Source organism: Picosynechococcus sp. PCC 7002 (assembly GCF_963860125.1).
GTDB lineage: Bacteria > Cyanobacteriota > Cyanobacteriia > Cyanobacteriales > MRBY01 > MRBY01.
In genome coordinates this window covers 920884-934162 of record NZ_CAWLFA010000001.1, presented here as the reverse complement: position 1 = coordinate 934162, position 13279 = coordinate 920884, and the positions used below count along the sequence as shown (strand labels likewise).

11 protein-coding genes are annotated in these 13279 nt (G+C 51.7%); 8 read left to right on the top strand and 3 right to left on the bottom strand.

Annotation, left to right across the window (positions count from 1 at the left end):
* Positions 1-157: 157 nt before the first annotated feature.
* From AACQ84_RS04585 to rsmA, 4 genes are all read left to right on the top strand, one after another.
* Positions 158-2440, top strand: coding sequence for a hybrid sensor histidine kinase/response regulator (locus AACQ84_RS04585; RefSeq protein ID WP_012306528.1), 2283 nt, complete (start codon positions 158-160; stop codon positions 2438-2440).
* 72 nt (positions 2441-2512) lie between these two features.
* A complete protein-coding gene (gene pip / locus AACQ84_RS04580) occupies positions 2513-3460 on the top strand; it encodes a prolyl aminopeptidase (protein ID WP_012306527.1) in 948 nt (315 codons plus the stop codon).
* A gap of 22 nt (positions 3461-3482) precedes the next feature.
* Positions 3483-4073, top strand: coding sequence for a precorrin-6Y C5,15-methyltransferase subunit CbiT (cbiT, locus tag AACQ84_RS04575; protein ID WP_012306526.1), 591 nt, complete (start codon positions 3483-3485; stop codon positions 4071-4073).
* Between the two features lie 56 nt (positions 4074-4129).
* Positions 4130-4951, top strand: a complete 822-nt coding sequence (rsmA, locus tag AACQ84_RS04570) for a 16S rRNA (adenine(1518)-N(6)/adenine(1519)-N(6))-dimethyltransferase RsmA (protein WP_012306525.1) — start codon at positions 4130-4132, stop codon at positions 4949-4951.
* On the opposite strand, the gene AACQ84_RS04565 is transcribed toward rsmA, so the two are convergent.
* The 3 genes from AACQ84_RS04565 to AACQ84_RS04555 form a co-directional block, all read right to left on the bottom strand.
* Positions 4936-5226 carry a cupin domain-containing protein gene (locus AACQ84_RS04565; RefSeq protein WP_012306524.1) on the bottom strand — a complete coding sequence of 97 codons (291 nt, stop codon included), beginning with the start codon at positions 5224-5226 and terminating at the stop codon, positions 4936-4938. The two genes, rsmA and AACQ84_RS04565, sit on opposite strands and share 16 nt — an antisense overlap.
* 62 nt (positions 5227-5288) lie before the next feature.
* Positions 5289-6020 (bottom strand): SPOR domain-containing protein, encoded by a 732-nt coding sequence (locus tag AACQ84_RS04560; RefSeq protein ID WP_012306523.1) that lies wholly within the window; start codon positions 6018-6020, stop codon positions 5289-5291.
* Between the two features lie 130 nt (positions 6021-6150).
* Positions 6151-7719 (bottom strand): photosystem II high light acclimation radical SAM protein, encoded by a 1569-nt coding sequence (locus AACQ84_RS04555; protein WP_012306522.1) that lies wholly within the window; start codon positions 7717-7719, stop codon positions 6151-6153.
* Positions 7720-8238: 519 nt separating this feature from the next.
* Between AACQ84_RS04555 and AACQ84_RS04550 the strand changes: the two genes are divergently transcribed.
* The 4 genes from AACQ84_RS04550 to AACQ84_RS04535 all read left to right on the top strand — a co-directional run bounded on the left by AACQ84_RS04550 (position 8239) and on the right by AACQ84_RS04535 (position 13268).
* Positions 8239-10074, top strand: a complete 1836-nt coding sequence (locus tag AACQ84_RS04550; RefSeq protein ID WP_012306521.1) for a PhoX family protein — start codon at positions 8239-8241, stop codon at positions 10072-10074.
* 133 nt (positions 10075-10207) lie between these two features.
* Positions 10208-10834: a hypothetical protein gene (locus tag AACQ84_RS04545; protein WP_012306520.1), complete on the top strand. Its 627-nt coding sequence runs from the start codon at positions 10208-10210 to the stop codon at positions 10832-10834.
* 285 nt (positions 10835-11119) lie between these two features.
* On the top strand, positions 11120-12286 hold the full coding sequence (locus AACQ84_RS04540; protein ID WP_012306519.1) for an ATP-grasp domain-containing protein: 1167 nt from the start codon (positions 11120-11122) through the stop codon (positions 12284-12286).
* A 46-nt stretch (positions 12287-12332) separates the two neighbouring features.
* A complete protein-coding gene (locus tag AACQ84_RS04535; protein ID WP_012306518.1) occupies positions 12333-13268 on the top strand; it encodes a succinate--CoA ligase subunit alpha in 936 nt (311 codons plus the stop codon).
* The last annotated feature ends 11 nt before the right edge of the window (positions 13269-13279 follow it).

Here is a 13279-nt window from a genome sequence, read left to right as displayed (position 1 = left end):
TTGACACGTTTCGTTTCAAGACAAGAAGATTCTTTCGGCAACCCCTCAGCTTGCCATAAACTTTCTTTAGAAAAGCTTAGATCTAAAGCTCCCGCCAAAAATTAGGGCCATGCTAGACAGCAACGAGGTCTGTCTGATTGGTCTCTTGACGTAATTCATGATTCTTAACGCCATTACCCCCGATATTGCTTGGACTGCCCCCTGGAATGTGCTGCAACAGCTGTGTCATCTTTGGCGGCGGTTTGGCATTGGCATCGACCCCCAGGATCGCCTATACATCAGTGGTGCCCAGTTACAAGAGGCAGGGTTGGCCCTCGACTACGACGTTTTTCACCTCCTCATCGAAACGGATTTTACGGCCCTGCTGTGGGCGAAGGCTATTGATCCCGCCGCAGTTACTCCGGATACGCTGTCAGCCCCAGGGGAACAGTATGAAATTTCTATGGTGTTCGATCCCCAGGCGATCGCCCCCCTGATTGCGACCCTCCTCGGTAGTCAAGTGGACTTTCCCCAATTGAAGGCCCTGCGAAAAAAGATTTTGCCCCAACGCTCTGCGATTCCGCCGGATCTGATGGTGGGCCTCTTGGAGATTGTGCGATCGCCGACTATTCAAGAAACAGCGCCGGATGAGGTTGTGGTGCCAAACCAGCCCCTCAATATGTTGCTGAGTCAGCGCCTAGAGCAAGAAAAAATCCTCAATAATGTCACCCACCGCATCTACCAAAACCAAGATCTGATGGTGACGGTACGCATGGCCCTCGAACAGGCCCAGCGCTTATTGCGGGTTGATCGGCTGCTGGTTTATCAGCTCGATTTACCGACGGCGAAGCCAGAGAAATTCGTCAATCGAGTCACCTTTGAAGTGGTGTCCTCAGACAAAGTCACTTCCCTCCTGCATTTTGACCAAGATGAATGTCTGACGAACAATGAACTGATCAAGGATGCCTATCTTGAAGGTAAGCATCTAGCGGTGAATGATATTGAGACACAACCGAACCTCAGTCCCTGTTTTAAACAACAACTCCAAGGGATGCAGGTCAAGGCGAAGTTGGTGGTGCCCCTCATCGTCGAACAGCGTCTCTGGGGTTTGCTCATCGCCCACCAGTGCCACGGCCCCCGCCGCTGGCGCAAAAATGAAATTACCTTTCTATCCCATGTGGCGGAATATTTGGCGATCGCCATCCTCCAAGCCCGTTCTTACCAGCAATTGCAAGAACAAAAAACCAGCCTTGAAACCCTCGCCCAACGCCGCGCCCGGGAACTAGAAGATGCCCTCCTTTCTGCCCAAGTGGCCAGCCAATCAAAAAAAGAATTTATCCACATCATGAGCCACGAGCTTTTGACCCCGCTCACGTCGATCATTGGCCTCTCGAATACCCTCAGCTATTGGACAGCCGACGACAATCCGAAAAAGCTCTCCCCCGAAAAACAGCGCGTCTATCTCCAAACCATCCATGAAAGCGGCACTCGCCTGCGTAATTTGCTCCAGGATATTCTTGATTTTTCCCAAACAGAAGCGGCCCGTTCCGTGTTGGATTTACAGAAATTTTCCCTCAAACAATTGTGTTATCGCGTCCTCAATGGGTTCCAAGAATTAGGCGATCGCCAGGGGATCAACCTTAAATTCATCAATCAACTAGAACCAGAACAAGATTCCTTTTACGCCGACCCAATTCGCCTGGAAAAAATCCTCAGTCACCTCCTGTCCAATGCGATTAAATTTACCTCCCACGGTGGCGAAGTCACCTTCAGCATTTGGCGCGAAAAACAAAAAGATGTCAGCTTCCAGGTCAAAGACACGGGCATTGGCATCCCTCCCCAGCAAATTCCCCTCCTGTTTGAGCAGTTCCAGCAACTCGAACCTTCCATGAGTCGTCGCTACGATGGGGCAGGGTTTGGTTTAGCCCTCGTCAAACAGCTCGTCGAAATTCACCAGGGACAAATCCACGTCACCTCCACGCCAAAAAAAGGCTCCATCTTCACCGTCCGCATCCCCAATCAAGTGCCCCGCAATCTTCACCCCGTGGGTAAGGGGAGTGTGGGCGGTAACCAGGGCGGCACCATTGTGCTGGTTTCCCAAGATGAAGAAATGGCGACCTTGATTTGTGAGTTGTTAACGGCGACGAACTACCAAGTGATTTGGCTGATCGATAGCGAAATTGCCAGCCGTCAGATTAGTGCTCTCCAGCCGATTTTAGTGATTCTCGATGCCCACCAACATAAAATTCAAATTGAAGACATTATTGATAGCCTCAAAATGGCTCCCCAAACCCAACAAATTCCCACGCTTTTGACGGGCGATCGCCTCAGCGATGACCAGTGGCAAAAACTCCAAAAACATGGTTTCCAAGATTACCTACCCAAGCCGATCCACAGTGAAAAACTGATTGATATGGTGAACCATTACGTCACCCGTCACTATCTCGCCAGCACCCTCTAGGACAGCCAACCCATTGGCGATCGCCTGCTGTTTCTGGCACGATTCAACTACGCCCACCCCTTCACCTCGGCCATGCGCAACCTCTATCCCCCTCTCCAGCCCTACCACAGTGACAAACTCCCTGTTTCTGAGCTCCACACCCTCTATTACGAAGAATCCGGCAATCCAGATGGTAAACCCGTCGTCTTCATCCACGGTGGCCCTGGGGGGGGCTGTCCCCCGATCTATCGCCAATTTTTTGATCCGCAACAATGGCGCATTATCCTGTTTGACCAGCGGGGCGCAGGCCAGAGTACCCCCAGGGCAGAATTACGGGAAAATACCACCTGGGATCTCGTTGCAGATATCGAAAAAATCCGCGACCATCTCGCCATTGACCAATGGTTTATCTTTGGCGGCAGTTGGGGCAGTACCCTCGCCCTCGCCTATAGCCAAACCCACCCAGACCGTTGCCTTGGTCTGATCCTGCGGGGAATTTTTATGCTCCGTCAAAAAGAAATTCAGTGGTTCTATCAGTACGGGGCCAGCGAAATTTTCCCCGATGCCTGGGAAAGTTACCTCAAACCGATTCCCCCCAAAGAACGTCACGATCTCGTCAGTGCCTATTACAAACGTTTAACCAGTCCCGATCCTCACATTCGCCTAGAAGCAGCCCAGGCCTGGTCTGTGTGGGAAGGTAGCACCAGTCGATTAATCCCATCGGCGGCCAGTAAAGTGAGTTTTGCACGCCCAGAATTTGCCGAAGCCTTTGCCCGGATTGAATGTCATTATTTCGTGAATAAAGGTTTTTTTACCACAGAAAATCAACTCCTCGAAAACATTGATCGCATCCGTCATTTACCAGCGGTCATTGTCCAGGGTCGCTATGATGTGGTTTGTCCGATGACCAGTGCCTGGGAACTCCATCAAGCCTGGCCGGAGGCAAAGTTTGTCCTTGTCCCGGAGGCAGGTCACTCGGCCTTTGAACCGGGCATTCAAACGGAATTATTGAACGCAACGGATGCGTTTGCAACCCTATAGTTTTTATTTTTTAGCAGCACTTATGGCTTGGCATTACCAGACCCCTGGCATTCCGGATCACCTATTTAAACGTTTACCGGGCATTCCCCTGACGAAACGGGAAGCGCGGCTTTTGATTATCTCGGCCCTACGGATGGAGGCGGATTCTGTACTCTGGGATATTGGGGCCGGGACGGGGACAATTTCCGTTGAGATCGCCCTTTTATGCCCCCAAGCCCAGGTGATCGCCGTTGAACGGGATGAGGAGGTCGCGGATTTAGTGCGTCGCAATTGTGCACATTTTCAAACCGACAATATTACGGTGATTGAGGGGAATGCACCGGAATGTTTTGCCCAGATTGCCACGAAGCCGGATCGGATTTGTCTTGGGGGTGGCAAACCGATCAAAGTTCTGTTGAGTGAGGCTTGGCAATGCTTACGGCAAGGGGGCCGAGCGGTGGCGATGGCGACTAACTTGGAGCAGCTTTATCAGCTTTCGGAGGGTTTTTCGGAACTGCAGGCCCGGAATGTGGAAGTGGTCCAGGCGGCAATTAACCGTTTAGAAACCCAGGGAATGCGCCAGGTGTTTGCGGCGGTAGACCCGATGTTTATCTTGAGTGGGGAAAAAATTTAGGGGTAGAAAATGCTTGTAAAATAAACCCCTGCCCCTGGATGGAGAGAGACAAAACGATGCGCCCCCGAAAACGGTTTGGTCAACATTGGCTGACGGATCAACAGATTTTAGATGAGATTGTTGCGGCGGCAAACCTGCAACCGACAGACCGGGTCTTGGAAATTGGCCCAGGGAAAGGGGCGTTAACCAGCCGTTTATTGCCTCAAGTAGAAGCCTTGCTCTCGGTAGAAATTGACCGGGATCTATGCAAGTACATGGTCAAAAATTATGGCGATCGCCCGAACTTTTTACTCCTCGAAGCGGACTATCTCCAGACAGATATTAATGAATTTTTGGGGGATTTTCCCCAATTTCAGAACCCCCGCAAGGTGGTGGCGAATATTCCCTACAACATCACCGGGCCGATTTTAGAGAAGCTCCTGGGCACCATTGACCGACCGAACTCGAATCCCTTTGAGTCGATTGTGCTGCTGATTCAAAAGGAAGTGGGCGATCGCCTGGTAGCCCATCCCTGTACCAAAGCCTTTGGGGCCTTGACTCTGCGGGTGCAATATCTCGCCGATTGTGAAACGGTTTGTGTCGTCCCGCCGAAGGCCTTTTACCCGAAACCAAAGGTCGAATCCGTGGTGGTGCGCCTACGGCCCCGGCCCCTTGCCCAGCCAGCCCAGAACCCCAAACTACTCGCAACCCTGATTAAGGTGGGCTTTGCCAGTAAGCGCAAAATGCTGCGCAATAACCTTAAAAGCCTTTATAACCCGGAAATTCTCGACCCGATTTTTGCGGATCTCGACATTAGTCCCCAGGCGAGGGGAGAAGAAGTGGATCTTTTACAATGGATTGCCCTGAGCGATCGCCTCAATGATTACCCAAAGGAATAGTGCTTTTTCACAGGTTGGGTAATCTCCCAGGTACAGGTCAGGCCCGCCGCAAAGGTCACTAAATCCCCTTTACCCATGGTGACGGGGGAGCCGTCTTCTGGGGTTACAGTCACTTCCCCCTCAAGGAAATAGCAGGTTTCCGCTTCGTCGTAAGACCAGGGAAAGGTGGAAACTTCCTTCGTCCAAATGCCCCAAGTTTTGACCCCCAGTGCCGCTAACCGTTCCGGGCTGGGTTGACGTTCAATCTGAATCGCTTGCTGGTTTGTTGTAACCATGGTTTTTCTGAAAAAAACGACAAATCAAGTGTGTTCCGATTGTAAGGGAAAGCCGATGAAAGCTAGTTGCGGAAATACAGGCGACCATCGAGATCCATGAGGCGTACCCGCACATTCATCAACTCTGCCTCTTCCCGTTGAGCAAAAGGACCGATGGCGATGTGAGGCCCCCGGGGAGCGCTTTTTGCTTCGATCAGATCCTGTTGAATGCCCATGCGCCGCAGTTGGTCTTGAATGTCTTGGCCCTGGCCACGGCTGGGAATCGCCACAAAATAACCCCCATGGCTGTTGGCTGCTGTGGTGCTATTGGCAGCGAATGAATCCCCGGAACCCATGTCTGTAATCTGGGCAGCAATGCCACTGGCTTGGAGGTTGGCCCGCAGCGTTTCTGCATTTTCGCGCTCAGAAAACAAACCAGCCTGGATGCGATCGCCTTTCACGAAAGCAGTTGGCTCCACCTGGCGCACCGTTGCCAACATCAAGGGACTAGATCCGACTACTTCAACCCGGTAGCGGGCGCTTGACCGCGGCGTCGAGGGGACGAATGCCGGAGGGGACGCGGTGGGAGCCGGAGCCTCAAAAATGTACTCTTGACCAGGGGCCACCGTCGTTGCAGGGCCATCGTAAAACACAGGTTCTGAGGCGGGGGGGTCTTCCCAGAGAGGAATCACTGGGGGGACCGGGGGTAACGGCTCAAAGGTGAAAACTTCTTGGGCGATCGCCCCAGGCGAAAGCAGCACAAATCCCCCAAGAACAGCCAATAGGGGACACAGATTAGGGCAAGACTTCAACACCGATCTTTTCCTCCGTAAACAGACGGGGTAAATAGGCTTTTTTGACAATCTTATTAAAGATTTGGCCAAACGCAAATGCTGACCCCCAGTCCTGAAGATTCCGAACCCATGACCCACCGAGATTAAACATTTAAGCAGGGATCAGAGTCGGCTTTTGGGACACAATTTTCGCCGTTAGGGCTTCTTCCAAAGGCGATCGCCCCAAACGAGCCTCTAGAATTACCATCACTTCCCGACCAAAATCATTGGGGTTTTGCCGCCACGCCTGGAGACACACTTCCCCAAAGAAAGAACCGAGGGGTTCCGGGTTCCACAGGAGTTTTTTCGCCGTCCAGGGCATCAAACTCATGGGGTTATAGTCCGGCTTTAGCACTTCTTGATCAAAGGCATATTGTTCAAGGTGGGTGTGGGGCTGGAGGCCAATGAAGAAAATGGCGGGTTCTACCTTATCGACCCCGAAGATTTTTTCGAGTTCCCGGTGGTAGGCAATGGTTTGGCGGATCGTATCAAAGGTCTCATCAATGACGTTAAAGGAATAATTCACCGAGACCACATCATTAAAGCCCGCCGCTTTGAGATCCCGGCAGTTTTGTAAGACTCGCCGCAGATTGTAGCCCATGCGCATTTTCCGCACGAGTTCCTGGGAGCCACTGGTGATGCCAATCTCGAAATAATTCATCCCCGTTTCTACCATCAGATCGCAGATTTCTGGGGTCAGATTATCGGCGCGGATGTAGGAAGCCCAGTGAATATCGTCCATGCCCGAATCGCGGATCGCCTGGAGCAGTTCCACCACATCATCCATGTACTTTTTCGCCGGGATAAACTGGGCATCGGTAAACCAGAAATTGCGGATCCCCCGATTGTAGAGTTGGCGCATTTCTGCCACCACTTCCGCCGCTGGATTGACCCGGACTTGCTTCCCTTCGACGACGGTGTAGACGCAGTAGCAACAATTGTGGGGGCAGCCCCGTTTCGTCTGGACACCGATGTAAAAATCATTTTCCTGGAGATAATAATCAAACTCCGGCCAAATTTCAGCAATGTACTGGTAATTGCAAGCGGTTTTTTCGATGGGGGTGGGTTCTTCGTGGATCATGCCGGGGCGTAGCTCTGCCTGACCCACAACATAGCAACGTTGATCGCTAAAGTCTTGGCCCCGGAGTAGGCGTTCTAGTAGGGTCTCCCCTTCGCCGATGGAGACGATTGCCCCTTTCGGCAACGCGGTTTTCAGTTGTTCATAGAAGACACTGACTGCCCCGCCGCCAACGACCATCTGGGCTTCAGGATTATACTGTTGGGCTTTTTGAAGACCGCGTTTGATGAGTCCCAGGTTGCGCCACAGTTCGCCGTAGTAGGCAGCCATCACCTTCAGGCCTCCGAAGGCTCCCCTCAGCTTAATGAAGGGATTTTTTGCGTAGAAAATCTCAAAGGAGTTTTGTAAAGGGTTACCACCCCGGCCACCCACAGGGGCATAGATCTGGATATCGCGCCAGGAAAAGACCAGCAGTGTCGGCTTAAAAGCAGCGATACAGTCATCGAGGGCTTTTTTGTAGTCTAGGGGCGGTACAGCCCCCAGGTCGAAAATCTTTTGTTCGAGGTTCGGGAAGAGCTTATGGACATGATCTGCTAGGTACACCACGCCAATGGGAAAGATGGGATTGCAAGGGAGGCGGACGTAGAGGAGGCGCTGAGTCATGGTGAAAATGAGCAGGCGTTGTTACATAAGTTAACTCTCATTATAGGGAAAATCCGCAGCGGGGCGATCGCCTTGGGGTAGTGACGGGTGCCTGTTCGCAAAACGAGCAGCCTAAAAATATACCGTAATTATCGATTTTAAATTCAATAGATCGGCTTCTTTCTTAAACGGATTGAAAGAAAATTTAAAGTTTTAACTGGTCAATCTTAATTTCTACTTAATTCCCATGGTGATAATTGTAATCGGCATCCTCTATGTCTGCCCATTTAACTGATTAGATGTTTTCTAACCACGGCTAAAGCCTTTGTTTAAAACAATATTTAAAAGGCTCTAACCACTTCCTGTTTAAGGACATTCATTTGGATAAAAGTGTATTTTGGGAATTGATTCGCCATAAAAAAATAATGGCATAATTCTTTATGGTAAACACTCAATATTCAAAATCAAAATCAGGGGCAAATTAAAATATTTTTTCCTTAAAACATCTTTGAGACGCTGTAAACTAAGCACCCTACAATCATGATTCACGACGACGGCAGAAGTAATTATTCAAATAATCGTCCTTTCCAAGATATTTTCAAGGCGCGATTCTCCCGCCGGAGTATGCTCCAAAAAAGCATGATGCTCTCCGCCGCTGGTTTTATCGGGGCGATCGCCGGCAATAGCGTCCTCAAACCCAGCACCGCCGCCACCCAAGTTGCCCAACGGCGCACCAGTCCCCTTTTGGGATTCAATGCTGTAACCCTAGCCCAAGGCAATGGCCCCGTCCCCAGTATTTCCAGTGACTACCAATACCAAGTGTTGATCCCCTGGGGTACCCCCATCCAACCCGGTGGCCCCGAATACAATGGCGACCCCAACACCCGACCCACCGCCGACGAACAGGCCCAGCAGATTGGCATCGGCCACGATGGGATGTGGTTTTTCCCCCTCGGCAACAACAATGACCATGGTTTGTTGGCAATTAACCACGAATTTGGCATCAACGAACACGTCCTGGGTAAAGCAGATCCCGCCAGCCTTGAGGATGTGCGATTGTCTCAACATGCCCATGGTGCCTCCGTCGTTGAAATTAAGAAAAATAATCGTGGCGTTTGGGAAGTGGTTCGCAGTAACTATGCCCGCCGGATCCATGCCAATACCCCCATGGCCTTCAGTGGCCCTGCAGCAAATCATCCTCTCCTAAAAACGGCAGCGGGCAATGCGCCGAAAGGGACTATCAATAACTGTTCTAACGGTCACACTCCCTGGGGCACCTACCTCACCTGTGAGGAAAACTTCAACACCTACTTTGGGGCAACCGGAGAATGGACGCCCACCGAAGCCCAGACCCGCTATGGACTCGCCAGCAGTTCTCGCTATGGTTGGGCAAACTATGACGAGCGATTCGACTTGTCAAAGGCGGCCTACAAAAATGAAGAAAACCGCTTTGGTTGGGTCGTCGAAATTGATCCGATGGATCCCAACCAGACCCCTGTGAAGCGCACAGCCCTTGGTCGTTTTAAGCATGAAGGGGCAGAAATTGTCGTTGGTCGTGGCGGTCGTGTGGTCTGCTATATGGGTGACGATGAACGCTTTGACTACATTTACAAGTTCGTTTCGGCAAACAATTGGCAGTCAATGCGGGCGCGGGGGATCAGTCCCTTCGATGAAGGCCAGTTGTATGTTGCCAAGTTCAACGATGATGGCTCTGGAGAGTGGTTACCCCTCAGCATGGATAACCCAGCCTTACAAGGAAAATTCCAAGACCAGGCTGAAATCCTTGTGTATACTCGCTTAGCGGCAGATGCGGCTGGGGCAACGCCGATGGATCGTCCGGAATGGATCACTGTCGGCACCGAGGAAAACGTTTATTGTGCCCTCACTAACAATAGCCGTCGCACGGAAGCTGATGCGGCGAACCCCCTGGCACCGAATCCTGATGGCCACATTATTCGCTGGCAGGATAGCGATCGCCACGTGGGGACAACCTTCACCTGGGATATTTTTGCGATCGCCCAAGATACCCATGGCACCGAAGAATCTTTTGCCTCTCCCGATGGACTATGGGCTGACCCCGATGGCCGTCTCTTTATCCAAACCGACGGTGCCCAGAAGGACGGCTTGAATGACCAACTGCTCGTAGCGGATACCAATACCAAGGAAATTCGGCGTCTCTTTACTGGGGTGACAGATTGCGAAGTAACGGGGATTACGGTGACCCCAGAGCGTCGCACGATGTTTATTAACGTGCAGCACCCAGGCGATGGCAACCCAGCCACCACCAATTTCCCGGCTCCCCAGGGGAGTGGGATGGTGCCCCGGGATAGCACCGTGGTCATCACCCGTAAAGATGGCGGCATCGTTGGCTCATAGCACTTTGATGATTTAGTTAGGATTTGGCGTTACAGTTCGGTCACCCCAACGGTTCAACTCTGGGGTGACTTTTCTCTTTTATCGGCCTAGGGGTTAAGCTGGATTTTGCTCTGTCACCACCCAATTTTTGTCCATGTCCCCAACGACCCACACCACGGGCCAAGATCCTGAAGTCCAGCTCCAACGGGTTTGTACCCAAGCCTATGGGGAGCCTCTGCAACTACTTTGGTGGGAAATTGCGGATGCCCAGGGGAGCCTCAAGGTCATTTGTCGAGAACAGCGCCGGGGGTATTACATTGAGGCGTTACTGCACCGTACCGCCGCTGGCTATCAACCGAGTCATGGTTTGGTGGCAGCCTTTGCGACCTTGTTAAAACCTGACCCCAGTCGCTGGGAAAATTTGACCAAACGGGCCACGGCAACGGACTGGCAAGCCCTCGATCGCCTCTGGTTTTATGCTTTGACGATTCCCGATAGTGAGATTCTCTGGGGCGATGAAACGATTATTGGTGTTACGGTGGCCGAAAAGGCGATCGCCCGGTTTGGCTATGCCGTGCCCGACCCATCCTTGCTTCCGGTCTTGATCTTTGAAAATCGAGCTTTGGGGTTAAATCTAATCAGCTATGTTTGCGATCCAGATCATTTTGCGGGCGAGAATCTCCTTTATGATCACCGTACCCACCGGGGAGAAGCTTACCCAAATCTGTTTGAAGCTCAAATCCGCCTAAAACAAAAACTAGATTTGTATTTTCCCGGCTAGACCGCCGCGATCCATGGCTTGTCCTGGGGGCGAATGGCTCAGAATTTATTGGGTGCAAATAACCCTAAATAATCCGTTGAGATCCCAGATAAAACTTAATCTAAAAAACACCATTTCTTTAACTGCAATTAACTTTTTTCCCTTGTTCGCCTAATTACCCAAATACGTGAAAAAAGATAAAGCCTAATCGTTGCGCCTCGGCACTGGAACCTCTGGCCTTGATGACTAGGGTTCAGGTTTTAAGTTAGGCTTGAGTTGAGAAATATAGAGGTTGCCTCTGCGCTAATGGAATTGCTCGAATACCAAGCAAAACAACTTTTTGAACAGGTGGGGATACCCACGTTGCCGTCCCAGATTATTGCGGATCCCCGGGAACTGAAACAGTTGCAAATTCCCTATCCCATTGTGCTGAAGTCCCAGGTGCGGGCTGGGGGACGGGGTAAAGCTGGGGGCATTAAACGGGTGCAGAATACCATCGATGCGATCGCCGCCGCGCGGAATATTTTTAATTTGGCGATCGCCGGGCAATACCCTGATGTTTTACTGGCCGAGGCCCACTACGAACGCAAGCAGGAAATTTTCTTGGCGGTGGTTTTAGACTACGAATTGCAGCGGCCTGTGCTTTTGGGGTCAGCCCACGGCGGCATGGAAATCGATCAGCTTTTGGCGAACCTCCATCAAGTGGTGATCAAAGACTTTTTCTCCCCGTTCCAAGCGCGCCATCTCCTCAACAAAATGGGCATCCGGGGCGCATTGGTGCCCGCCTTGAGCGACATCATCAAAAAAATGTACGATCTGCTCCTTGCCAAGGACTTGGAATTGGTGGAAATCAATCCCCTGGGCATTAACCAAGCAGGGGAATTAATGGCCCTTGATGGTAAGGTCACGGTTCACGATACGGCCCTCCGTAAGCACCCTGAAATCGCCCTATTTTACGAGCACCAAAACCAACTCAGCTTTACCCCAGAGGCGGCCCCCCTCTCTTGGCAACATGATGTCCAGGGGGGCGCGGTGGGCATTGTTTGTTATGGGGTGGGGGCAGCGGCGGTGATTTGGGATATGCTCCATGATCTCAAGGGTCATCCAGCCTGCTGTTGGCTCCTTGGCCCCCGCGCCCAGGGTCGAGTGTTTTCACCCTACGACCTAGATGAACAGATCGAAATTATTCTTGAACAATTGGCCGCACTACCGCAGATCAAGGTGGTTTTGTTGAACTTGGTGGCGGAAGCAGAAATTAACCAACGCATTTTGGCAACTTTAACCGCACGTTTACCCCAATTGGCGATCGCCCCGGATGCTGACCCCGATCCAGAGCTACCTGAGTTGCCCCAACACATTATCGTGCGCTGTTTACCTTCCCTTGACCCGGTGATCGCGCCTGGTTGCCATTGGGAAGAAGATTTAGAGGCCGCCGTCAAACAGGCGATCGCCCTCAGTAAACCCGGAACCTAAAACGCCTTTCAACTTTTCTCACACACAGGACTTAGACACAACGGCAATGGCTTGGCACACAAATCACAATATTTTGATTCAAGGGATCCATACGCCCCTCGCCCAATATTATCTCCCCCGGATGGTCGCCTATGGCACCGAGATTATTGGGGGCGTCAGTGCTGGGGGCGGTGGTGAGACCCTTGACGGCATTCCCATTTTTGATTTGGTCATGGAAGCCAAGGCCCAGGTCGGCGAGATTACCACCAGTTTGATCTTTGTCGAACCCTTTGAGGTTTTGGATGCGGCCTTTGAGGCGATCGCCGCCGGGATTAAACAACTAATCATCGTTTCTGCGGGAGTGCCGCCCCTGGATATGGTGCGCCTGCTCTGCCAAGCCCAACAAGAAGAGGTGCAGATCCTAGGGCCAGGGAGCAGTGGACTCGTGATTCCGGGGCAACTGTGGCTGGGGACAAGCTTCGTTAATCATTTCCAACCCGGTGAAGTTGCGCTTCTCAGTCGGTTTAGTAGCCTCTCCCAGGAAGTTGCAATTCTCCTCAATCAAGCGGGTTTAGGTCAATCCTATGTGGTGGATGTGGGCAACGCCGATCTGCCGGGTTCCCATTTTGCCCAGTGGCTCCACTACCTCGATCAAGATCCCCAAACCCAGGCGATCGCCCTTTTAGGTCGTTATGGTTCCCAAGAAGAAATCGATCTGATTCCTCTGATCCGCGACCAGATCCAAACCCCCGTCGTTACCTATCTCTGTGGCAGTCACGCGCCTATCCAGCGCAGTTGCTACGATGCCGGAACCATTATTGCTAACCAACTTTCCTACTGCATTAGCGACACCTACACCCCTGCGGAAATGCACAGCGCCTTTAAACGGGAAAAACTCGCCTTTGGCCGCAATCTTAAAGAAATTCCGACCCTGATCAAAAAAGCCCTCCAACCCCCACGCAGTCGCAGCCGTCGCCCTAAAAATGCTCCCACGACCCCTTAAATTTGCACCGC